Origin of the sequence: Kitasatospora sp. NPDC057223, assembly GCF_042669755.1 — a bacterium.
In the GTDB taxonomy this organism is placed as follows: Bacteria; Actinomycetota; Actinomycetes; order Streptomycetales; family Streptomycetaceae; genus Kitasatospora.
In genome coordinates, this window is record NZ_JBHUWW010000015.1 from 1 (window position 1) to 22,190 (window position 22,190).

The 22,190-nt window shown below is 70.6% G+C and carries 16 protein-coding genes; 8 read left to right on the forward strand and 8 right to left on the reverse strand.

The window, feature by feature from the left end:
- Positions 1-41 precede the first annotated feature (41 nt).
- Positions 42-1,073 carry a glycoside hydrolase family 11 protein gene (locus ACFUK0_RS08640; RefSeq protein ID WP_380247614.1) on the reverse strand — a complete coding sequence of 344 codons (1,032 nt, stop codon included), beginning with the start codon at positions 1,071-1,073 and terminating at the stop codon, positions 42-44.
- Positions 1,074-2,076: 1,003 nt separating this feature from the next.
- Here ACFUK0_RS08640 and ACFUK0_RS08645 point away from each other — a divergent pair.
- On the forward strand, positions 2,077-2,676 hold the full coding sequence (locus ACFUK0_RS08645; protein WP_380247616.1) for a hypothetical protein: 600 nt from the start codon (positions 2,077-2,079) through the stop codon (positions 2,674-2,676).
- Positions 2,677-2,854: 178 nt separating this feature from the next.
- Positions 2,855-3,328, forward strand: a complete 474-nt coding sequence (locus ACFUK0_RS08650; protein ID WP_380247617.1) for a hypothetical protein — start codon at positions 2,855-2,857, stop codon at positions 3,326-3,328.
- A gap of 678 nt (positions 3,329-4,006) precedes the next feature.
- On the opposite strand, the gene ACFUK0_RS08655 is transcribed toward ACFUK0_RS08650, so the two are convergent.
- The 7 genes from ACFUK0_RS08655 to ACFUK0_RS08685 all read right to left on the reverse strand — a co-directional run bounded on the left by ACFUK0_RS08655 (position 4,007) and on the right by ACFUK0_RS08685 (position 13,306).
- Positions 4,007-6,571, reverse strand: coding sequence for an alpha-L-rhamnosidase C-terminal domain-containing protein (locus ACFUK0_RS08655; RefSeq protein ID WP_380247619.1), 2,565 nt, complete (start codon positions 6,569-6,571; stop codon positions 4,007-4,009).
- Between the two features lie 474 nt (positions 6,572-7,045).
- Positions 7,046-8,065, reverse strand: a complete 1,020-nt coding sequence (locus tag ACFUK0_RS08660; protein WP_380247621.1) for a LacI family DNA-binding transcriptional regulator — start codon at positions 8,063-8,065, stop codon at positions 7,046-7,048.
- Positions 8,066-8,152: 87 nt separating this feature from the next.
- Positions 8,153-8,473: an L-rhamnose mutarotase gene (locus ACFUK0_RS08665; protein ID WP_380247623.1), complete on the reverse strand. Its 321-nt coding sequence runs from the start codon at positions 8,471-8,473 to the stop codon at positions 8,153-8,155.
- Positions 8,474-8,553: 80 nt separating this feature from the next.
- Complete coding sequence (rhaS, locus tag ACFUK0_RS08670; RefSeq protein WP_380247625.1) at positions 8,554-9,639, reverse strand: rhamnose ABC transporter substrate-binding protein; 1,086 nt, start codon at positions 9,637-9,639, stop codon at positions 8,554-8,556.
- Positions 9,640-9,727: 88 nt separating this feature from the next.
- Positions 9,728-10,756, reverse strand: a complete 1,029-nt coding sequence (locus ACFUK0_RS08675; protein ID WP_380247627.1) for an ABC transporter permease — start codon at positions 10,754-10,756, stop codon at positions 9,728-9,730.
- Positions 10,749-11,789, reverse strand: coding sequence for an ABC transporter permease (locus tag ACFUK0_RS08680; protein ID WP_380247629.1), 1,041 nt, complete (start codon positions 11,787-11,789; stop codon positions 10,749-10,751). Before ACFUK0_RS08680 ends, ACFUK0_RS08675 begins: the two co-directional genes overlap by 8 nt.
- Entirely contained in the window at positions 11,786-13,306 is a 1,521-nt protein-coding gene (locus tag ACFUK0_RS08685; RefSeq protein ID WP_380247631.1) for a sugar ABC transporter ATP-binding protein, read from the reverse strand. Before ACFUK0_RS08685 ends, ACFUK0_RS08680 begins: the two co-directional genes overlap by 4 nt.
- 715 nt (positions 13,307-14,021) lie before the next feature.
- Here ACFUK0_RS08685 and rhaI point away from each other — a divergent pair.
- From rhaI to ACFUK0_RS08715, 6 genes are all read left to right on the forward strand, one after another.
- Positions 14,022-15,188, forward strand: coding sequence for an L-rhamnose isomerase (rhaI, locus tag ACFUK0_RS08690; protein WP_380247633.1), 1,167 nt, complete (start codon positions 14,022-14,024; stop codon positions 15,186-15,188).
- A gap of 51 nt (positions 15,189-15,239) precedes the next feature.
- A complete protein-coding gene (locus ACFUK0_RS08695; protein WP_380247634.1) occupies positions 15,240-17,285 on the forward strand; it encodes a bifunctional aldolase/short-chain dehydrogenase in 2,046 nt (681 codons plus the stop codon).
- A 169-nt stretch (positions 17,286-17,454) separates the two neighbouring features.
- Positions 17,455-18,945: a rhamnulokinase family protein gene (locus ACFUK0_RS08700; protein ID WP_380247636.1), complete on the forward strand. Its 1,491-nt coding sequence runs from the start codon at positions 17,455-17,457 to the stop codon at positions 18,943-18,945.
- Positions 18,946-18,973: 28 nt separating this feature from the next.
- The gene (locus ACFUK0_RS08705; RefSeq protein ID WP_380247638.1) at positions 18,974-19,729 is read left to right on the forward strand and encodes a (Fe-S)-binding protein; all 756 of its coding nucleotides are present in this window, start codon (positions 18,974-18,976) and stop codon (positions 19,727-19,729) included.
- Positions 19,726-21,150 carry a LutB/LldF family L-lactate oxidation iron-sulfur protein gene (locus ACFUK0_RS08710; protein WP_380247640.1) on the forward strand — a complete coding sequence of 475 codons (1,425 nt, stop codon included), beginning with the start codon at positions 19,726-19,728 and terminating at the stop codon, positions 21,148-21,150. The genes ACFUK0_RS08705 and ACFUK0_RS08710 overlap by 4 nt, the downstream gene beginning before the upstream one ends.
- Entirely contained in the window at positions 21,147-21,803 is a 657-nt protein-coding gene (locus ACFUK0_RS08715) for a lactate utilization protein C (protein ID WP_380247642.1), read from the forward strand. The genes ACFUK0_RS08710 and ACFUK0_RS08715 overlap by 4 nt, the downstream gene beginning before the upstream one ends.
- Positions 21,804-22,190: the final 387 nt, after the last annotated feature.

Sequence of the window (22,190 nt, forward strand, 5' to 3'; positions counted from 1 at the left end):
ACCTGGAGGGGGCGGGCAGCCCGGCGCCCGTTGGCGTCCGATCAGCTCGCGGTGCAGGCGAGGGCCGGAGCGGTGTTGGTACCGCTGTAGTTGGCATTGAAGCCGAAGTTGGTGGTGCCACCCGCCGCGATGGCGCCGTTGTAGGCGGCGCTGTTCACCGTGACGACCTTGCCGGACTGGGTGTAGCTGCCGCTCCAGAGGTTGGTGACCGTCTGGTTGCCGGCGTAGGTCAGGGTGACCTTCCAACTCTTGGTGGCGGCGGCCCCGTTGTTCTTGACGGTCACCGCGCCGGTGAAGCCGGAGCCCCAGTCGGACGAGTTGGTGAAGGTCGCGGTGCAGCCACTGCCGGTGCCGGTACTGGTGGCGGTGGGCGACGGGCTGCTGGTCGCGGTGGGCGACGGGCTGGAGGTCGGGGTGGGCGACGGGCTGGAGGTGGTACCGCCGGTCCCGTGGCTGACCGTGATGTTGGAGCTACCGCTGCTGCCGTAGCCCTCGGTGGCCAGGATCTCGTAGTTCGGGGTGCCGAGGTTCAGGCCCGCCTTCGCCCACGCGTTGAAGAAGTTCGACACGGTGATGGTGCCACCGGTGCGCTTCGACTGGCGGACCGCCCAGAACTGCGTGAAGTTCGAGCTGTCCCCCTCGATGGACGGGGCGTTGGTGCGCTGCGTCGAGTACAGGTCGTACGTACCGCCGTCGCTGGCGACCGAGCCCAGCTTGGTGGCACCCGAACTCGGGTTGTAGTTGCCGTAGTTGTCGACGATGTAGTACTCGATGAGCGGGTTGGTGGTCCAACCGTACAGCGACAGGTAGCAGTTGCCGTTGCAGTTGAACGAGCCCGAGTAGGTCACGGCGTCGGTCGTGCCCGGGTTCCAGCCCTTGCCGGCGACGAAGTTGGTGACGTTGCTCCACGTGGTGCTGTACTGGCCGCCGGTGCCCAGGGTCATGGAGGCCTGACCACTGTTCTGGCTCCAGAACGAGTAGAAGTACCCGTTGTTGGTGCCGGTGCCGTTCGACGAGATGGTCGTGTCGGCGTTCGCGACGGTGGGGATGACGAGCACGGCCGCCAGGGCCACGGCAAGGACGCTCGCCTTACTGACGAACCGTGAGAGGCGGCGACTGCCTCGGGTGGGGCGGATGAGCTTCACGTGCGTGCTTCCTCTTCAGTGGGGGCGGACAGAAGGGGTGCGTCGTGGCGTGACACGGCACAGCGCCGCGGCCGAGTTGCGGCCGGCGCGTGCGGGTGTCGTGCAACGCGGCGGGGTGGCCGGACGCCAAAGGGTCGGCGGCCGGAGAACACCTGGGGCCCAAGTCGCGATGGCCGACTTGGATCGGCCGTGGTGGGGCCTGCCGATGGCGACGATGCTGGCCCGCACCTGTCGGACTGTCAACACTTTCGACAAATTTGCGAAAACTTCGCGGGAGACCAAGGCTCTCCTGATGAAGGATCACCGCAGCTCACAGTCCATTCACAGAGACCTGCCTACCTAATCGGGCAACTTCGAGAAAGGCGTGGGGCAGTGAGGACTCGAAGGAACAGTGATCCGGAAAGGTCACCTCTCTCGAAAGTTTCGATACTCGACCCGATCACTCTCGATGCGGGCCGGGGACGCGAGTCCGGTTTGCTGCACCGCATGTGACGGGAAGCCGGGCAACGGCATCGGCGCAGCCGTGAGCAACGGTGGGCCCGCCCGGCGTCGTTCGCTTCCGAGTCCGCTCGCGTCACGGGCCGACTGAAGACGGCGTGGACCGGCGCCCGTCCCCGTGGTCGATCAGGGAAAGGTACGTGATGAAGGCGAACGCATCGGCGTTCTTCGCACCTCGACCGCGACGCCACCGGCCACCTCGCTTTCGGACACGGAATCCACCGCTGCTTCGGCGCACCACCGGCACAGACCGAGATCGAGATCGCACTCCGGACGGCTATGACCCGCCTCCCCGGCCTGGCAGCTCGCCGTACCGCCGGAGCAGCCTCGTGGCTGGCCGGCTCGGATGGAACCGGTTTTGCCCGGGGCCCGTCGAACCGGCGCGGTGCCGCCGAGGATGCGGCGCCGTCCAGCTTTCAGGAGGAAGTCAGTAATGGTTGTGGAGACGAAGAACCGGCCGATGGGCCGCTGGCGCGGGCGGCGGCTGGCCGTGCTGGCCGGGATGCTGCTGACGCTCGCCGCAGTGGCGGGCTGCGCTTCGGGCGGCACGAGCGCGGTTGGCGGAGCACCAGCGAAAATGGCGCCCCCGGCCGCACTGCCGTCGACAAGCCAGCCGGCCGCACCGGCCACGACGCCCCCGCAGTCGCCGGCCGCGAGCGCGCCACCGGCCGCGGGCTCCAAGCCGGCCACCAGCCCGGCGCCGAAGGGACCGGGGATCGCCCCCGGTGAGCCCGCGCCGGTGCCCGGTGGCCCGCAGACCATCAGCTACCGGGCCGACGGCAACCGGCTGACCGTCTGGTTCAGCGCCGGCATCTGCGAGAAGTACGGCCTGAAGGCGGACGAGTCCCGGGCCGGCCAGGTCGGCGTCCGGATCGTGGTCACGACGCCGATCCCGCCCGGCCAGGTCTGCGCGGCGGTGGCCGAGAAGCAGTCGGCAACAGTCGATCTCGCGAAGCCGCTGGCGGGCCGCACCGTGCTGGACACCGCCGGGGGCACCGAGGTGCCGCTGGAGACCGCCCCGTCGGGGCGCTGAGCGGGGGCCCGACACGACAAAGGCGGCCCCCGGGATCACCCGGGGGCCGCCTCGGCGCTCGCGCGTGGTGTATTTTGAGAGCAGTGTGAGCCCCGGCGCCCGGGGCGGGTCGGTCTCGTTGGGGTGAATCGGACGAAATGTCCGCGACTGCCGCCGCCGGCCGGGTACAACCGGGATCATGACGGATGCCGAGGACCGGGCGACGGTCGATGCGATGTGGCGGGCCGCCGATCTGACACGGGCGTATCTCGCCGAGGACCGCGCAATGGTGGAAAAGATCCTCGCCGAAGTGGACACCGACGCGCTGGACAGCATCCTGGCCTGGCTGATCATCAGCCACGACGAACTCTTCGACGGGCTGGGAGAGCCGTCACTGTCGGTACGGGGATTCGAGGCTGTGGCGGCCCTGGCGCCCCCCGAGTCGGAGTTCGCGGTCACCACGGCAGTGCGCCAGGTCGCCTCCGGAGAGATCGGTCTCCACGCGGCGGTGGAGGACCTCGGCCGCCGCGAGGATCAGATCCACGCCGTGGCGATCTGCAGCACCACCATGCTCCTGGAAGCCGTCAGCCGCACCGACGCCCTGCAGATGCTCGACAAGGACACCGCGGAATACGTGAGGAAAGGCCACCCCCGGCCCTACACCATCACCTGACCTGGCGTGACGGGGCGCTCGCGCCAGCTGCTCAGTCGCTCATTGGAGGCCCGGTCGCGTGTGTCGGGCTTGCCGAGCCGGGCGCTTCGGGTCACGACGGTCAGCGCTTCGTGCAACCAAGTGTCTTCGGCGGGGACTGCCGGGTCCTGTAGTTCCCTCAGCCGCCGCACTGCCTCGGCCGGAGGCCTGTCCACCGCGGCTACGACCTTGCTGGGATGCCCACTTGCGCAGCGCGGCCCCGGGGATGTACGGAGCGCTGTCGTAGGTCTCGATCAGCTGGGCCAGCACCATCCCCGTCACGTAGGCCTCGCTGTCGGGGTCGTGCTTGGTGAACTCGCGCCGCGGGCCAAGCCGCCCGGTGATCTTATGAGGCCCGTCGGCGTATTGGCCGGTCGGCGCCAGAGCGGCCGCGTTATCGGGCAGGAGCGGCAACAGTGCAGTGACAGGCGTGTTCGGGGCGGGACCGCAATCCGTCATGTGTCACTCCACACGTCAGTGGGGTCCACGGGCCTCGACCTCGACCTCATGGCAGCCTATGTTCTCCAAGAGGACCTCGATCAGCGGACGCGCCGCCGCGCGCAGGTGTTGCGGGCTGGCGCCGTACACCGGTGGTGATCAAGCCCTACCAGGCATCGCGCGAGTCGAACTCGCGCGATGCCCGTGGCATTGCGGCGTCTGTCAGTTGCCGCCGCCGGCGACCTTGATGGTGTGTGTGCCGGCCTTCACTCGGTGGAGGGTGACATAGCCGTTGTCGAGGGTGGCGCCGGAACCGTTGACGGCGGCGGTTCCGTTCCAGACGATCTTGCCGTCGAGACGGACCGCTGCGGAGCCGGTGACCGGCACCGAGACGTCTCCCGAGGTGTCCTTGGGCGCGGTGTAGGTCAGGGTGAAGTCGTTCTTGTTCTTGTCGCGGGTCCAGTCGACCCGCAGGGGCCCGTGTGGGGTGGGGAGCACTCCCTTCGCCCAACTGACCGAACCAGGGTTGGGCTTGATGGTCCAGGTGGCGAAGCCGGGGCCGGTGGGGGTGGCGCCGAGCAGGCCGTTGGTGAGGGCCGGCAGTACTCCGGTGGACCAGCCGTGGGCGGCGGAGGTGAAGGCGCCCTGGTACAGGGACCCGCCTGCGCCGATGCCCTCCCAGTCGGTGATGCCCGGGCCGTGCTCGGTCATCCAGCCGTAGAGCCGCTTGATCTCCTCGATCGCGGAGTCGGCCTGGCCGCTGAGGAAGCGGGCCTGGATCTCGGGGTACGAGGTGAAGGCGTACACGCGCTGCGAGCCGTCCGGGACGAGCGTGTCGTTGTCCATGAACGCGTTGCCGTAGGGCCGGGCGGTGTTCTTGGCGAGGTAGTCCAGTGCCGAGGCCGCCCGGACGGGGTCGCTCACGCCCGCGACGACGGCGAGACCGTTGCCGTCCTGGCCGTGCCGCACGGGGCCCGTGGCGGAGTCGAGGTACGCGCCCGCACCGGCGTCCCACAGGTGGGCGTTGATCGCGTCGGAGACGCTCTTCGCCCGCTGCTCCCAACGCTCGGCGTCGGCGGTGTGGCCGAGGGACCGGGCATAGCCGGCGGCGTTCTTCAGGGCCTGGACGTAGAGCGTGTTGTAGTACGTGACCTCGCCGGTGCGGCCGAGGAAGGCGTAGTCCCCGTAGTCCTTGGTGCCGTTGAGGCCCTTGGAGAGCAGGCCGTTGGTGTCGGTGACGCTGGGGTACCAGTTGTCCAGGACCTTGAGCAGGTGCGGGTAGTAGGTCTGGGCGTAGCCGGTGTCACCGGTGTAGAGGAGGTAGTCCCAGCTGCTGGTGACCCACCACATGGGGTAGTCGAACAGCGGGAGCGTGTAGTTGCCGATCGAGGCCGGCGGGATCCAGCCGTCGTTGCGCTGGTGGTCCGCGAGGTCGGCGAGCACGTTGCGGGCGGCGATCGAGGTGTTGTGCGTGAGGTAGGTGGTGCGGCCGGAGACGGCTATGTCGCCGACGTAGGGGTCGCGGTCGCGCTTGGCGCCGTCGTGGAGGACGAGCTTGCCGTCCAGGGTGGGGCTGAACGCGTTGCGCATGTCGACGTCGCCGGCGCGGAAGGTGTCGGTACCGAGCTCGTTGGTGTAGGAGGCGTTGTACCAGTACTGGTTGAGCTTGGTGTCCGAGGACTCGAACCAGCCGGTGTAGCTGTTCGGGGTGCCGAGCAGGGCGGTGAAGTCGAGGGAAACGCCGTTGATCTTCACGCTGCCGTAGGGCTGTGCGGCGGGGGCGTCGCCGGGAAGGGCGTCCAGGGTGATCTTGAGGTAGCGGAAGCCGTGCAGTCCGTCGGCGCACACCTGGGTGCCGTTCTTGCAGCCCCCGGTGTCGGTCCAGGTGCCGCCCTGCTGGGGGACGGCGTACTGGTCGGTGCCCGGGCCGCCGGCGTAGTCGGACCGGGAGAAGTCGGAGCGGTCGCCGAGGAACTCCTGCGTTTCGGAGAACGCGAGCCGGACGCCGGGGTTGCCCGCGGAGGCGCCGGCGAAGCTGATCCGGGGGTAGCCGACGACGACTTTGCCGAAGTCCAGGGTGATGCTGGGCGCCGGTGCGTCGGCGATCAGGCCCGGGTAGACCTCGTTGATCCGGGTGTATTCGCCCTTCGGGGTCGACTGGTCCTTAGTGACGTTGATCCGGACCTGGGTCGTCGTGACCGTTGCGGGGAAAGCTACTGCGCGCTGCACCTCGGAGTTGCCGGTGACCGTGGCCTGGACCTTCCAGGCGCTGCCGTCCCAGGTCTCGACGGTGAAGTCCTGAGGCGTTCCGTCGCTGTTCGACCGCACGGTGATGCCGGGCAGGGAGACCGGTGCGGGGCTGGTGATCTGGAGCCAGGCGGGGTAGGCCGCTGCCGACTCGTCGTTCCAGAAGGTGCCGATGTCGCCGTCGATCGCGTTGCCGGGGACGTAGGTCCGCGGCTTGTTGTCGTTGCCGTTGTTCCCCTCGTGATGTGACGAGGCGGTGGCCGTGGTGCCGGTCGGCCAGCTTGGCCTGGGGAGGGGGGCCGGCCTGTTGAGGACGGCGGTCCCCTTGCCGAGTGCTCCGTTCGGGCGGGTCACGTCACCGGTGGTGGCGACGACGGCGACGGGCTTTACCGTCCTGCTCGACGGTGCCTGCACGTACTGCCGCCAGGAGGGTGAGTCGGCGTGGGCGGACGCCAGGCCAGTGATGCTGGTGGTGGCGGTGAGGGTTGCGGCGAGGAGGACGAGCTGGGACGGACGGAAGCGGCGTGAATGCTGCGGCATGAGGGCTCCAGAGACTCAGCCGGACGCGTCGTGCGCACGGCTGGTGCAGGTGGGTCCGAGCGATAGAACGTTTCAACTCGGTGACGCAGAACCTAAGGTCCGGTAAATCTCTCAGTCAATACACCTGCAAGAAAAAGTTCATATCGGACGCAAGAGGGGATTGAAACCTTTTTGAATCGCGAATGAGAGCCCGGGTCGCCGCACCGGGCGCGGCCGAAGGCCGCAAAGGCGCGCCACGCAAGCGGCACGCCTCAGGCCGGCATGAGGCCCCCCGCCTGAAGGCTGCCGGCCGCCCACTGCGGGCATCGTGAGGGGCACCTTCGCCCTGGGACGGCCCGAGGCTCGGCGCGCCCGCGTCCGGCGGGGATTCGTCCCTGCCCGTCGGGCACCACTGTGAGAGCTCCGGGCGCGCACGTCACGGCCGTGCCGGAGCACGAGGCCGGCCGGGGCGGCCGGCGGACGTGTGCCGCCCGGTCAGCGAGAGCCGAGCGTGGAGCTGCGCACCACCAGTTCGGGCAGCAGGACCACACGACGGTGCTGGTGGGCGTCGGCGCTGTCGCCCGTCTCCTCCAGGAGCATCTCCGCGGCCATCGTGCCCATGGTGAGGGCGGGCTGCCGGACGGAGGTGAGCGGGACGGCCGCGGCGGCCGCGAACTCGATGTCGTCGTAGCCGACGATGGCGAGGTCCTGCGGCACCCGCACGCCGGCTGCGTAGACGGCCTGCAGGACTCCCAGCGCCAGCAGGTCGTTGGCGCAGAAGACCGCCGTGGGGCGCCGGGTGAGCCCGAGCAGCCTGGAGCCTGCATCTCGGCCGGCCGCGACGTTCAGTGCCTCGGTGGGCAGGTCCTGCAGTGCCTCGGGCGGGAGACCGGCCTCGGCGAGCGCGAGCAGTGCGCCGGCGCGGCGGTCCTTGATCTGCTGGAGGTGGCTGGGGCCGCTGACGAAGGCGATGGAACGGTGGCCGGCTGCCGCAAGGTGCCGTACCGCGAGGGCGCCGCCCGCGACGTCGTCGACGGAGACCGAGCACTCGCTGCTCCCGGCCGCGACGCGGTCCACCAGGACGAACGGGATGTGATGGCGTCGGAACGACTCCAGGTTGCGCCCGGTGGCGTCGGCGGGGGTCACCAGCACCCCGCGAACGCGCTGTTCGGCGAACAGGCCGAGGTACTCGGCCTCCTCGGCGGCGCTCTCCCCGCTGTTACACACCATCACCCCGAGCCCCGCCGCGCGTGCGGCCCGCTCGGCGCCGCGGGCGACGTCCACGAAGAAGGGGTTGCCCATGTCGAGGACCAGCAGTGCCATGATCCTGCTCCGGCCGGCGCGCAACTGGCGCGCGGACTCGCTGCGGACGTAGCCGAGACGCTCTATCACCCGCTGGACCCGCACCCGGGTCTCCTCGGACACCATGTCAGGCCGGTTGATCACGTTGGACACCGTGCCCACCGAGACTCCGGCCTCCCGGGCCACATCCTTGATTCCGGCCATGGCTGCCACGAGCCTGTCCTACCTCCTTCGCGGGTTGCCGGAGCCGTGGGGCTCCGGCAACTGTCCATCGTATGGGGTCACCCGTCGTCCGCGCCCTCAGGCTAGGTGGAACACCTCGGGCAGCGGCGCCATCGCGGCGTCGGGCGTGGCGCCGTCCGTGCTCTCGAAGAACTCGGCCATCTGCGCCTGCCAGCGGGTGTTCACGTCGGTGCCGGCCATGGCGGCCCGGGCCCGTTCGAAGTCCTCGGTCTCCAGGTAGCCGACCAGGAGCCCGTCCTCGCGCAGGAACAGCGAGTAGTTGCCCCAGCCGGCCGAGGAGAGCTCGGCGAGCAGGTCGGGCCAGACGTCCCGGTGGCGGCTCCGGTACTCGTCGAGGCGGTCCTGACGCACCTTCAGCAGAAAGCACACACGTTGCACGGTCAACTCCTTCTCGCCGGATGCCGGTTGCCGCCGCCCCTGCACGAGGGCGGCGGCAACCGGTGGGGACGCGGGGCCGGTCAGAAGTCGAACTGGTCGATGTTGGCGGCGTCGAAGACGGTGGGGTCGCCGAGCAGAACCACGCCGTTCGCGCCGACCGTGAAGCTGCCGAGGTCGCCCGCCTTGAACGTCTGCCCCTCGGCACCGCTGATCTGGCCCGAGGCCAGCGCCGTGGCGGCGTAGGCAGCCAGCGCACCGAGCTTGGACGGGTCCCACAGCTCGAACCCCTGGACGGTGCCGTCCTTGACGTAGGCGCGCATGTCGTTGGGGATGCCGAGACCGGTCAGCTTCACCTTGCCCTTGTACTCGGAGCCGGAGAGGTACTGGGCCGCCGCCTTGATGCCCACCGTGGTGGGGGAGATGATCCCGGCGAGGTCCGGGTACTGCTGGATGAGCCCCTGGGTCTGCTGGAAGGAGGTCTGCGCGTCGTCGTTGCCGTAGGCGACCTTGACCAGCTGGATGTCCTTGTAGTCCGGCTTCTTCAGCTCGTCCTTCATGAAGTCGATCCAGGTGTTCTGGTTGGTCGCGGTCTGGGCCGCGGACAGGACGGCTATCTTGCCCTTGCCGCCGATCTGCTTGGCGAGCAGCTGCACCTGGGTGCGGCCCAGCGCCTCCGCGCTCGCCTGCGAGATGAACAGCTGCCGGCAGGCGGCATTGGTGTCGGAGTCGTAGGTCACGACCTTGATGCCGTTCTCCATGGCCTGCTTGAGGGCCGTGCACAGCGCGCCCGGGTCCTGGGCCGACACCGCGATCCCGTGCACCTTCTGCTGGGTGAGGCTGTTGACGTAGGAGACCTGGCCGGCGGTGTCGGTCCCGCTGCTGGTGCCGACCTCCTTGTAGGTCTCGCCGAGGGCCTCCAGCGCCTTCTTGCCCCCGCCGTCCGCGACGGTGAAGTACGGGTTGTTGACCGCCTTGGGCAGGAAAGCGATGGTCAGGCCGTTCTTGGTGGGCGCGTTCGGGTCGGCCGAGCCCTTGACCGCGGGGGCCGACGACGAGGCGCCGGAGCCCTTCGTGGTGCCGCCGCAGGCGCCGAGGCCGAGAGCGAGAACGGAGGTGACGGCGAGGGTGAGGCCGGCGCGGGCGACGGACGTGAGGCTGACGGACATGAGGGGTTCGTCCTCTCTGCTGCGGGGACAGCAGGTGGGCAGGCCGAGGCCTGGGAATGGCGGAGGTGGGGGAAACGGGGGAAGAGGCTCAGGCCGTCCGGGCCGGAGCGGCAGCTTGAGCGGGAGCGGGGGTCGGGCGGCGCCGGGCCTGGGCGGCCACGACCTGCCGGGCGACCCGCGGGCCGAGGACGGAGATCACCAGCAGCACGCCGGTGACCACGATCTGTGACTGCGCCGAGACGTTGACCAGGCTCATCACGTTCTGCAGGGCGCCCAGCAGGAAGACCCCGGCGACGGCGCCGCCCAGCGTGCCCCGGCCGCCGTCGAAGTCGATCCCGCCCAGCAGCACGGCGGCGACGACGGACAGTTCGAGCCCGGTGGCGTTGTCGTAACGTGCGCTGGCGTAGTGCAGCGCCCAGAACACGCCGGTCAGCGAGGCGACGACGCCGGTGGCGACGAACATCGACAGCTTCAGACGCCGCACCCGGATGCCGGCGAACCTCGCGGCCTCCTGCGAGGCGCCGATCGCGAACAGCGATCGGCCGATCGGCGTGGCGTGCAGGACGACGACCGCGACGAGCAGCAGCACCGCCCAGGGGATCGCGGCGTAGGGGACGAAGGTGCCCGCGATCCGGCCCGCACCGAAGTCCAGGTACTGCTGCGGGAAGTCGGTGACCGAGTTCGCACCCAGGACGATCTGCGCGATGCCACGGTACGCCGCCAGCGTCCCGATGGTGACAGCCAGTGAGGGCAGGCCCAGCCTGGTCACCAGCAGGCCGTTCACCAGACCGCAGACGACGCCCAGCCCGACGCAGATCGGGATGATGACCTCGATGGCCGTCCCGCTGTTCCACAGCGCGCCCATCACCGCGCCGGAGAGCCCCGCCGTGGACCCCACCGACAGGTCGATCTCGCCGGAGACCACCAGCATCGTCATGGGCAGCGCGATCATCGCGATCGGAAGGGTGTTCCCGATCAGGAAGGACAGGTTCAGTGCGTTGTCGAAGTTGTCCACGAAGGAGAAGGAGCAGAGCAGCAGGACCACCAGCATCGCCCCGACGGCGGTGTCCCAGCGGACGGCTCCGCGCAGGCGGGAGCCGGTCGAGATGTCAGCCATGGCGAGCACTCCTTGTCTCCGCTGCCCTCTTTCGCAGCGCGCCCGCGACCCGCAGGGCCACGACCCGGTCGACGGCGATGGCGAGGAGCAGCAGGATTCCGTCGATGGCCTGCACCCAGACCGAGCTGACGCCGATCGAGGGCAGGACGCTGTTGATGGACGTGAGTAGCAGCGCGCCCAGGGCGACGCCGTAGACACTGCCGGAGCCACCGGTGAAGGCGACGCCGCCGACGACCACCGCACTGACCACGGTGAGCTCGAAGCCGCTGCCGGTGGCGGAGTCGACGTTCCCGAAACGGGCCAGGTACAGCGCCCCGGCCAGGCCCGCGAGCGCTCCGCAGACGACGTACGCCGCGAGAATGCGCCGGCGCACGGGCACACCGGCCAGCCGTGCGGCCTCGGGGTTGGAACCCAGGGCGTAGAACTGCCTGCCGCTGCGGTAGTTGCGCAGGTAGTAGGCGACCGCGGCCAGGACCAGAGCCGCCAGGACCGCCAGGTAGGGCAGCACGCTCAGGCCATCCCGGCCGAAGGCGGTGAACCCGGAGGGCAGGTCACTCGCGGTGATCTGCCGGGAGCCGACCCAGATCGAGGCGGCCCCGCGGATGATGTAGAGCGTGCCCAGGGTGACGACCAGCGCCGGCACCTGTCCGATGCTCACCAGCATCCCGTTCAGTGCCCCGAAGGCTGCGCCCAGGGCGGCGGCGAGCAGGACCGCGAGGACGGGGTTGCCGCCGGACTGCAGGAACGTGCCCGCGGCGAAGGCGGAGACGCCGAGGACCGAGCCGACTGACAGGTCGACGTTGCGGGTGATCACCACCATCGCCTCGCCGACGGCGACCAGCAGCAGGATGGTCGCGTTCAGCAGCAGGTCCTTGACGCCCTGCTGGGACAGGAAGGCGCTGTTCTCGATCTGGGTGGCGGTCAGCATCACCACGAGGACGGCGAGGATGGCGAGTTCGCGCATCTTCAGCACCCGGTCGAGCAGTGTCCGGGGTGCTGGTCTCGCGACCTCGACGGACTGCAGGGTCGTCATGCCGCCCTCCTTGTGGCGCCGGTGGCCGCGGCCATCACGGACTGCTCGCTCGCTTCGGCCCTGGGTATGTCGGCGGCGATCCGGCCTTCGTGCATGACCAGCACCCGGTCGGCCATGCCGAGGATCTCCGGCAGGTCGGAGGAGATCATCAGCACCGCAACGCCGCTCGCCGCGAGCTGTGACAGGAGCCGGTGGACCTCGGCCTTCGTGCCGACGTCGATGCCGCGCGTCGGCTCGTCGACGATCAGGACGTCGGGGGAGGTGGCCAGCCACTTGGCCAGGACGACTTTCTGCTGGTTGCCGCCGGACAGTGTGCCTACGACATCGGCCAGCCTGGCGTACTTGACCTGCAGCTTCGCCGCCCAGTCGACGGCGCGGCGGCGTTCGCCGCCCCGGTCCATCAGGCCGACGCGCGAGGTCTCCGGAAGGCCGGTGAGTCCGATGTTGCGTTCGATGGACATGTCCATCACCAGGCCCTGTGCGCGCCGGTCCTCCGGGACCAGTGCGACACCGGCGGCCATGGCCAGGCTGGGCGCGCCGGGCTTGAGCGCCTGCCCGCAGACCTCGACCTCACCGCCGTCCCAGCGGTCCACGCCGAACACCGCCCGCGCCACCTCGCTGCGCCCCGCGCCGACCAGTCCGGCCAGGCCGACGATCTCGCCGCGACGCACCTCGAAGGAAACGTCGGTGAAGACGCCCTCCCGGGTCAGCCGGCGCACGCTGAGCATCACCTCGCCGATCTCCGCGGTCTCCTTGGGGTAGAGGTCGGCCAGGTCGCGCCCGACCATGCGGCGGATCAGGTCGCTCTCGTCGAGTCCTTCGACGGGCTCGCTGGCGATCCAGGTTCCGTCCCGCAGGGTGGTGACCCGCTGGCAGAGGGCGAAGACCTCCTCCAGCCGGTGGGAGATGAACAGCACGGCGGCGCCCTGCTCGCGCAGTTTCCGCACGACGCCGAAGAGGCGGGCCACCTCGCTGCCGGTGAGGGCGGCGGTGGGCTCGTCCATGATCAGGACGCGGGCGTCGAAGGACAGCGCCTTGGCTATCTCGACGAGTTGCTGGTCGGCGATGGACAGGCCGCGGGCGGGCTGGTCGGGGTCCAGGTCGACGCCCAGCCGCTTGAACAGCCCGGCGGTCGCGTCGCGGACGGCCCGGTGGTCCACCCGGCCGAGCGAGCGGCGGGGCTGGCGGCCCATGAAGATGTTCTCGGCCACCGACAGGTCGGGGAAGAGGGTCGGTTCCTGGTAGATGACGGCCACGCCCGCGTCCCTGGCGTCGGCCGGGCCGTTAAAGACGACTGGCTCGCCGTCCAACAGCACGCTGCCTTCGTCCGGTCGGTGCACTCCGGCCAGGGTCTTGATCAGCGTCGACTTGCCCGCGCCGTTCTCGCCGGCGAGGGCGTGCGCCTCTCCTGCGTAGAGGTGCAGGGAGACACCGCGCAGGGCGCGCACCATGCCGAAGGACTTGCTCACCCCCTCGAGCGCGAGTACCGGAACCAGGTCCGGGTTGGGGTGGATCATGGGGATTCTCCTGGCTCTCCGAACCTGACGGCCCGGGGGATGAAATGTTTCAAGGAAGTTGCCGTGAAGTTAGCTGCGCCCTGCAAGGGCGTCAAGAGATGCTTCCGGGTCGACCCTCGCTCGCCATGCTTGTGAGCATCTCGGGTCGACTGTTCCAGGTGCTCCGACCTGCGGGAAGATGTCCCCATCGTGGGACTGGGATTGATTGACACGATTCAATAACGTCACTCGTTTCAGGTGCTTTATGGCGGTCTCGGCATGGGCGGCGGCGCCCGACGGCCGCCCGTTCGCGCGGCGGGCTCGGGCGCAGGGGCGATCGTCGACATGGCGGCGGCTGCCTCGGCCCCGTCCGACAGGGTGCCTTCGGGGCGCCTTCCGGAGTGCCCGCCCCCGCCGCGTGGGCGCTGCGGTCCGGCGCGGGTGAATCGCGTGGCTACTCCGGCGGCGGGGCGATCCCTTGTGGGTCGACCGGACATCTGGCCTGGTCGCAAAGGTTTTCCGCCGGGCGGCTTGCCCTCGTTCCTCGGCCCCGTCCGTCGGCGGCCCGCCCCGTTAGTCATGAGCCATCGCCGGACTCGTGCGCGATCCTCGGCCCCGTCGCGTCCGGGCCCGACCTCTTGACGGACCTTCTGGAGGCGAGTAGCTTCCGAATCCTGAAACGATTCATGGCGTTCATCGGCGCACCGCCGAATGGGCGCCGTCACAGGAGGTGTCAATGTCTGACTTGGCGGCGGTCAAGGCGGCGCTCAAGGTCCAGCGGATCGAGACCCCGTCGTGGGGCTACGGAAATTCCGGGACCAGGTTCAAGGTGTTCACCCAGCCGGGCGTGCCACGAGACCCCTACGAGAAGCTGGCGGACGCGGCGCAGGTACATGCCGCCACCGGGGTGGCCCCCCAGGTGTCGCTGCACATCCCCTGGGACCGGGTCGACGACTACGGCAGGCTGGCGCAGTACGCGGACGGCCTCGGGGTACGGATCGGGGCGATCAACGCCAACGTGTTCCAGGACGACGAGTACAAGCTGGGCTCGGTGACGAACGCGGACTCGGCGGTACGCCGCAAGGCGGTCGACCACCTGCTGGAGTGCGTCGACGTCATGGACGCGACCGGTTCACGCGACCTGAAGCTGTGGTTCTCCGACGGCACCAACTACCCCGGCCAGGACGACGTGGTGACCCGCCAGGGCCGCCTGTCCGAGGCCCTCACCGAGGTGTACGCACGGCTGGGCGAAGAGCAGCGCATCCTGCTGGAGTACAAGCTGTTCGAACCCGCCTTCTACACCATGGACGTACCCGACTGGGGCACCGCCTACGCACACTGCCTGAAGCTCGGTCACAAGGCCCAGGTCGTCGTCGACACCGGGCACCACGCGCCCGGTACCAACATCGAGTTCATCGTGGCCCTCCTGCTGGCCGAGGGGAGGCTGGGCGGCTTCGACTTCAACTCCCGCTTCTACGCGGACGACGACCTGATGGTCGGCTCGGCCGACCCGTTCCAGCTGTTCCGGATCCTGCACGAGGTCGTCAAGAACGGCGGCTTCGACGAGGCGGCCGGCGTCGCGTTCATGCTCGACCAGTGCCACAACATCGAGGCGAAGATCCCCGCGGTCATCCGCTCGGTGATGAACGTCCAGGAGGCGACGGCCAAGGCGCTGGTGGTGGACCTGGACGCGCTGCGCGCCGCCCAGCAGGCCGGCGACGTGCTGGGTGCGAACGCCGTGCTGATGGACGCCTACAACACCGACGTCCGCCCGCTGCTGGCCGAGGTCCGCGCGGAGCAAGGCCTCGACCCGGACCCCGTCGCCGCCTACCGCGCCACCGGCTGGGCCGAGCGGACCGCCGCCGAGCGGGTCGGCGGTACCCAGGCCGGCTGGGGCGCATAGCCGCCTCCCCGCTCTCCCGCCTCCGCTGTGACCGCTTCACGAAGGACTGCCATGACTGCAACGCTCCACCCCGAGGCCGCCGCGCTGCTGGCGCGTTCCAACCGGCTCGGCGCCGACCCCCGTAACACCAACTACGCCGGCGGCAACACCTCCGCCAAGGCGACCGTCGCCGACCCGGCCACGGGACAGCCGGTGGAACTGGTGTGGGTCAAGGGCTCCGGCGGCGACCTCGGCACCCTGACCGGGTCCGGGCTGGCGGCGCTTCGCCTGGACCGCCTGCACGCGCTGGCCGCCACCTACCCGGGGGTCGAACGCGAGGACGAGATGGTCGCCGCGTTCGACTACTGCCTGCACGGGCGCGGGGGAGCGACGCCGTCGATCGACACCGCGATGCACGGCCTGGTCGACGCCGCCCACGTGGACCACCTGCACCCCGACTCCGGCATCGCGCTGGCCACGGCCGCCGACGGCGAGAAGCTGACCGCCGAGTGCTTCGGCGACCTGGTGGTATGGGTGCCCTGGCGCCGCCCCGGCTTCCAACTGGGCCTGGACATCGCCGCCGTCAAGGCCGCCAACCCGCAGGCGGTCGGCTGCGTCCTGGGCGGCCACGGCATCACCGCGTGGGGCGACACCAGCGACGAGGCCGAGGCGAACTCGCTGTACATCATCCGCACCGCCGAGCGGTTCCTCGCCGAGCACGGAAAGCCGGAGCCCTTCGGCCCACTGCTCGCGGGCCACGCGCCGCTGCCCGAGGCCGGCCGGCGCGAGCGCGCCGCCGCACTCGCCCCGCTCGTCCGCGGCCTCGCCTCCACCGACCGCCCGCAGGTGGCCCACTTCACCGACATCGCGCCGGTCCTCGACTTCCTCGCCCGCACCGAGCACCCCCGCCTGGCGGCACTGGGCACCTCCTGCCCCGACCACTTCCTGCGCACCAAAGTCCGGCCGCTGGTCCTGGACCTGCCCGCGGAAGCACCGCTGGAGCAGGCCGCCGCGAGACTGCGCGAGCTGCACGAGCAGTACCGCGAGGAGTACACCGCCTACTACCTGCGCCACGCCACCCCCGACTCCCCGCCGATGCGCGGCGCGGACCCGGCCGTCGTGCTGGTACCCGGCGTGGGCATGTTCTCCTTCGGCAAGGACAAGCAGACCGCGCGGGTCGCCGGCGAGTTCTACCTCAACGCGATCAACGTGATGCGCGGCGCCGAGTCCGTCTCCTCCTACACCCCGATCGAGGAAGCCGAGAAGTTCCGGATCGAGTACTGGGCGCTGGAGGAAGCCAAACTGCGACAGCTGCCCGCGCCCAAGCCGCTGGCGGCCCGCGTCGCACTCGTGACCGGCGCGGGCTCGGGCATCGGCCGGGCGATCGCCCGCCGCTTGGTGGCCGAAGGCGCCTGCGTGGTCGTCGCCGACCTCGACGGCGAGAGTGCCGCCGCCGTCGCCGAGGAGCTCGGCGGCCCGGACAAGGCCGTCGCCGTCACCGTCGACGTCACCTCCGAGGAGCGGATCACCGCGGCCTTCCAGGCTGCGGCCCTCGCCTTCGGCGGCGTCGACCTGGTCGTCAACAACGCCGGCATCTCCATCTCCAAGCCGCTGCTGGAGACCACCGCCCGGGACTGGGACGTGCAGCACGACATCATGGCCCGCGGCTCCTTCCTCGTCTCCCGGGAGGCCGCCCGCGTCATGATCGAGCAGAAGATGGGCGGCGACATCGTCTACATCGCCTCCAAGAACGCGGTGTTCGCGGGCCCGAACAACATCGCCTACTCCGCCACCAAGGCCGACCAGGCGCACCAGGTCCGCCTGCTGGCCGCCGAGCTCGGCGAGCACGGCATCCGCGTCAACGGCATCAACCCCGACGGCGTGGTGCGCGGCTCCGGCATCTTCGCCGGCGGCTGGGGCAGCCGACGCGCGGCCGTCTACGGCGTCGAGGAGGACAAGCTCGGCGAGTTCTACGCCCAGCGCACCCTGCTCAAGCGCGAGGTCCTGCCCGAACACGTCGCCGCCGCCGTCTTCGCTCTGACCGGCGGCGACCTCACCCACACCACCGGCCTCCACATCCCCGTCGACGCCGGCGTCGCGGCAGCGTTCCTGCGCTGACCCCCTGATCGCTCCGGGGGCCTCGCCCACGGCCGCCACCGTCGGCGCGCGACCCTCCCCCGGGCGCGCCGACGACTGCCACCGTCGGCGCGGCCCCCGGAGCCCACCCCACCCTGCACGCCCACCGCGTGCGCCCCGACCGTCGAACCGCTGGATACCAGGTGCCCGTGTGACCTCCACGACCGCTTCCCCCGCCCACCCCGCCGTCTTCGCGGCCGTCGACCTCGGCGCCACCAGCGGCCGGGTGGTCCTCGGCCGGGTGGGGGAGAACCACCTCGACCTGACCGAGGTCCACCGCTTCGCCAACCGCCCCGTCCGGCTCCCCTCCGGCCTGCACTGGGACATCCTCGCCCTCCACCAGGGCATTCTGGACGGCCTGCGCGCGGCCGCCCGGAGCGGCCCCCCGGTGGTCTCCGTCGGCGTGGACACCTGGGCGGTGGACTACGCCCTGCTCGACTCCACCGGCGCCCTCCTCGGCAATCCCCACCACTACCGCGACGAGCGCACCCACGACGCGGCCCGGCGGATCCACCGCCACGTCGGCCCGGCCGAGCTCTACCGGACGACCGGCCTGCAGCACCTCGACTTCAACACCGTCTACCAACTGGCCGCCGCCCAGGACACCCCACAACTACGGGCCGCACACCGGCTGCTGCTCATCCCCGACCTCGTCGCCTACTGGCTGACCGGCCAGCTCGGCGCGGAGGAGACCAACGCCTCCACCACCGGGCTCTATGACGCACGGACCCGCCAGTGGTCACCCACCCTGCTGAAGGCCGCCGGCGTACCCGCCGACCTCATGGCGCCGCTGCGCCGGCCCGGCGACACCATCGGCACCCTCCTCCCGTACGTCTCGGAGCACACCGGGCTGCCCCGCGACACACCGGTCACCGCCGTCGCCTCGCACGACACCGCCTCCGCCGTCGTCGCCGTCCCGGCCTCCGACCCCGCCTTCGCCTACATCTCCTGCGGTACCTGGTCCCTGGCCGGACTGGAACTCGACGCCCCCGTGCTCACCGAAGCCTCACGGGCCGCCAACTTCACCAACGAACTCGGCATCGACGACACCGTCCGCTACCTGCGCAACATCATGGGCCTGTGGCTGCTAAGCGAGACCCAGCGAACCTGGCAGGCCCAGGGCCGCCCCTGGGAGCTGGAGCCGCTGCTCGCCCGGGCCGCCACCGCGGAGCCATTCGCCGCGGTGATCGACCCGGACGCCCCCGAGTTCCTGGCCCCCGGCGACATGCCCGCCCGGATCGCCGAGTACTGCGGGCGCACCAGCCAGAAACCGCCGGCCGACCCCGCCTCCCTGGTGCGCACCATCCTCGAAGCCCTCGCCCTCGCCCACGCTAGAACGCTGCGAGCCGCAGCCGCCCTGGCCGGCCGCGACATCGCCGTCGTGCACCTCGTCGGCGGCGGCAGCCGCAATGCCCTCCTTTGCCAGCTCACCGCCGACGCCCTCGGACTGCCGGTCGTCGCAGGCCCCGCCGAGGCCACCGCCCTCGGCAACATCCTCGTCCAGGCCCGCACCGCGGGCAGCGTCCGCGACCTGGCGCAGATGCGCAAGCTCGTCGCCGACACCCAGCACCTGCGCCACTACCTGCCCCGAGGCACTCCCACCCCCTGGCACGCCGCCGCCGCCCGCATCGGCCTGGCCTGACTGCGGCCCGAACCCCAAGGAGCAAGCGATGCGCGTCGCCCTCTTCCTGACCTGCGTCAACGACGCGCTCTACCCCCGAACCGGCCGGGCCGTGGTCACACTGCTGGAGCGCCTCGGCGTCGAGGTGGACTTCCCCGCAGCGCAGACGTGTTGCGGGCAGCCGCAGTACAACACCGGCTACCGCCGCGAAACCGAACCCCTGCTGCGCCGCACCGCCGCCGCCTTCGAAGGCTACGACTACATCGTCAGCCCCTCCGGATCCTGCACCGCGATGATCCGCGACGGCTACCCGCGCGTGGGTTCCCACGCCGAGGCGGATGGGCGCGGGAGCGAACTGGCCGACGCCGCCGCCTCCCTCGCCTCCCGCACCTACGAGTTGACCGAGTTCCTCACAGACGTCTTGGAGGTCGAGGACGTCGGCGCCCACTACCCCCACAAGGTCACCTACCACCCCTCCTGCCACGGCATGCGGATGCTCGGCCTGGGCAGCCGCCCCACCCGCCTCCTGCGCGCGGTCAAAGGCCTCGAACTGGTGGAACTGCCCGGCGCCGAGGAGTGCTGCGGCTTCGGCGGCACCTTCTCGGTCAAGAACCCCCACGTCTCCGCCGCCATGGGCCAGGACAAAGCGCGCAACGCCGTCGCCACCGGCGCCCAGGTGCTGTGCGGCGCCGACAACTCCTGCCTGATGCACATCTCCGGGGTGCTGCGCCGCCTCGACGCCCCCACGGACGCCGTGCACATCGCCGAGATCCTGGCCGCCACCGAACAGGAGACCCACCTGTGAGCAGCACCCACCTCGGCATGCCGTCCTTCCCCGACGCGGCCAGGGCATCCACCCAGGACACCCGGCTGCGCGCCAACATGACCCGGGCCACCCGCACGATCCGGGACAAACGGGCCGGCGCCGTCGCCGAACTCGACGACTGGGCACAGCTGCGCAACGCCGGAAAGCAGATCAAGGACCAGGTGCTGCGCCACCTGGACGCCTACCTACCGCAGGTGGAGGAAAAGGTCACCGCGGCCGGCGGCACCGTGCACTGGGCGGCGGACGCCGCCGAGGCGAACCGGATCGTCACGGACCTGGTCAAGGCCACCGGTGAGACGGAGGTCGTCAAGGTCAAGTCCATGGCCACCCAGGAGATCGGCCTGAACGAAGCCCTCGCTGAGCACGGCATCACCGCGTACGAGACCGACCTGGCCGAGCTGATCGTCCAGCTCGGCGACGACCGCCCCTCGCACATCCTGGTCCCCGCGATTCACCGCAACCGGGCCGAGGTCCGCGACATCTTCACCGGTGAGATGGGCCGCTGGGGCCGGCCCGCCCCCGAAGGCCTGACCGACCGCCCCGCAGACCTGGCCGACGCCGCCCGCCTGCACCTGCGCGAGAGGTTCCTGCGCGCCAAGGTCGCCGTCTCCGGAGCGAACTTCATCGTCGCCGACACCGGAACGCTCGTCGTCGTCGAGTCCGAGGGAAACGGCCGCATGTGCCTGACCCTCCCGGAGACCCTGATCTCCGTCGTCGGCATCGAGAAGATCATCCCCACCTTCCAGGACCTCGAAGTCTTCCTCCAACTCCTGCCGCGTTCCTCCACCGCGGAGCGGATGAACCCCTACACCTCCATGTGGACCGGCACCACCGCCGGGGACGGCCCCAGCGCCTTCCACCTGGTGCTGCTCGACAACGGCCGCACCGCCACACTCGCGGACGAGGTCGGCCGCCAGGCCCTGCGCTGCATCCGCTGCTCCGCCTGCCTGAACGTCTGCCCCGTCTACGAGCGCGCCGGCGGCCACGCCTACGGCAGCGTCTACCCGGGCCCGATCGGCGCCATCCTCAACCCCCTGCTGCGCGGCACCGCCAGCGACGTCGACGCTTCGCTGCCCTACGCCTCCACCCTGTGCGGCGCTTGCTACGAGGTCTGCCCCGTCGCGATCGACATCCCGGAGGTCCTGGTCCACCTGCGCGAACAGGTCGTCGAGCAGCACCCCGAGGAGCACCGCGCAGAACGCGCGGCCGTCAAGGCCGCCACCTGGCTCCTCGACCACCCGGCCGCCTTCGCCCTCGCCGAGCGCGCCGGCTCCAAGACCCGCAAACTCCACCCCCGTACCCTGCCCGTTCCCCCGGTCAAGGCCTGGACCGATTCGCGCGACCTGCCCGAATTCCCCCAAGAACCGTTCCGCGACTGGTGGAAGAAGAACCGACGATGACCACACCATCCGCAACCAGCCCGACATCACGCGAACGGATCCTCCAGAGCATCCGCGATGCCCTCGCCGGCGCGGGCGAGGCCGCACCTGTTGATCGCGGTTACGCCGAGGCCCACGTTCCGGACGACCCCGCTGCCCTTCTCGCTCTCCTGGCCGACAACCTCCAGGACTACCGCGCTCGTGTTCACCGTGCCGGGACGCGCGAGCTCCCGGGCCTGATCGCCCGGCTGCTGGCCGACCGCGACGTGCGCACGCTCGTCCTGCCCCCAGGCGTACCGGAGTTCTGGACCACTGCCACAGACGTCGACCTGCTTGTCGACGACCCTGAGGACCTGCTGACGACATGCCGGCTGGACGCCGTCGAAGCAGTCCTGACCGGCTGCACCCTGGCGATCGCCGAGACCGGCACCATCGTCCTGGACGGCGGCCCGGGGCAGGGGCGCCGCGTGCTCACCCTCGTCCCCGATCACCACATCTGCGTGGTCCGGGCTCCCGAACAGATCGTCGCCTCGTTGCCACTGGCCATGCACCGTCTGGACCCCACCCGGCCGCTCACTTGGATATCCGGGCCCTCCGCCACCAGCGACATCGAACTCGAACGAGTGGAAGGCGTACACGGCCCCCGCACCCTCGACATCATCCTGCCCGCCTGATCGAAGGCCTCCTGAGGCAGCGGGCGCCGCCCGGTCGGCCCACCGCACCGGCTCCCACCCTGATGATCCGGCACGGGCGACCGAGCGGGCGCTCCCTGCGGGGGCGCCTGCCCGTCCTGGCCGTCGTGCCTCCGCGCTCCCCCCGGTCCGGTCGTAGTCACGCCGTCCGTCCACCGGTGCCGTTGCGCTGCCGTCCGCCGGTCCGTCCGCTCGGGTCTTCTCCGTCGTGTTCCAGGCTGCCGCAGATCAGTGGGCGTGCCGTACGGCCCTCGCCTGCGGGTGCGGTGGTATGCCAGGCGGCGCCGGTCAGGGGGTGCGGCCCGCCGCGACGGCCCGGTCCGGCCGCGCCGGCGTGCCCGGACCCTGGCGCAGGACGAGCCCTAGCTG

Excerpts from the sequence above, each read along its gene's own strand:
- ACFUK0_RS08645 (WP_380247616.1), top strand. The coding sequence starts at position 2,077 with ATGGTTGTGGAGACGAAGAACCGGCCGATGGGCCGCTGGCGCGGGCGG.
- ACFUK0_RS08650 (WP_380247617.1), top strand. The coding sequence starts at position 2,855 with ATGACGGATGCCGAGGACCGGGCGACGGTCGATGCGATGTGGCGGGCC.
- ACFUK0_RS08655 (WP_380247619.1), bottom strand. The coding sequence starts at position 6,571 with ATGCCGCAGCATTCACGCCGCTTCCGTCCGTCCCAGCTCGTCCTCCTC.
- rhaS (WP_380247625.1), bottom strand. The coding sequence starts at position 9,639 with ATGTCCGTCAGCCTCACGTCCGTCGCCCGCGCCGGCCTCACCCTCGCC.
- ACFUK0_RS08675 (WP_380247627.1), bottom strand. The coding sequence starts at position 10,756 with ATGGCTGACATCTCGACCGGCTCCCGCCTGCGCGGAGCCGTCCGCTGG.
- ACFUK0_RS08680 (WP_380247629.1), bottom strand. The coding sequence starts at position 11,789 with ATGACGACCCTGCAGTCCGTCGAGGTCGCGAGACCAGCACCCCGGACA.
- ACFUK0_RS08685 (WP_380247631.1), bottom strand. The coding sequence starts at position 13,306 with ATGATCCACCCCAACCCGGACCTGGTTCCGGTACTCGCGCTCGAGGGG.
- rhaI (WP_380247633.1), top strand. The coding sequence starts at position 14,022 with ATGTCTGACTTGGCGGCGGTCAAGGCGGCGCTCAAGGTCCAGCGGATC.
- ACFUK0_RS08695 (WP_380247634.1), top strand. The coding sequence starts at position 15,240 with ATGACTGCAACGCTCCACCCCGAGGCCGCCGCGCTGCTGGCGCGTTCC.
- ACFUK0_RS08705 (WP_380247638.1), top strand. The coding sequence starts at position 18,974 with ATGCGCGTCGCCCTCTTCCTGACCTGCGTCAACGACGCGCTCTACCCC.
- ACFUK0_RS08715 (WP_380247642.1), top strand. The coding sequence starts at position 21,147 with ATGACCACACCATCCGCAACCAGCCCGACATCACGCGAACGGATCCTC.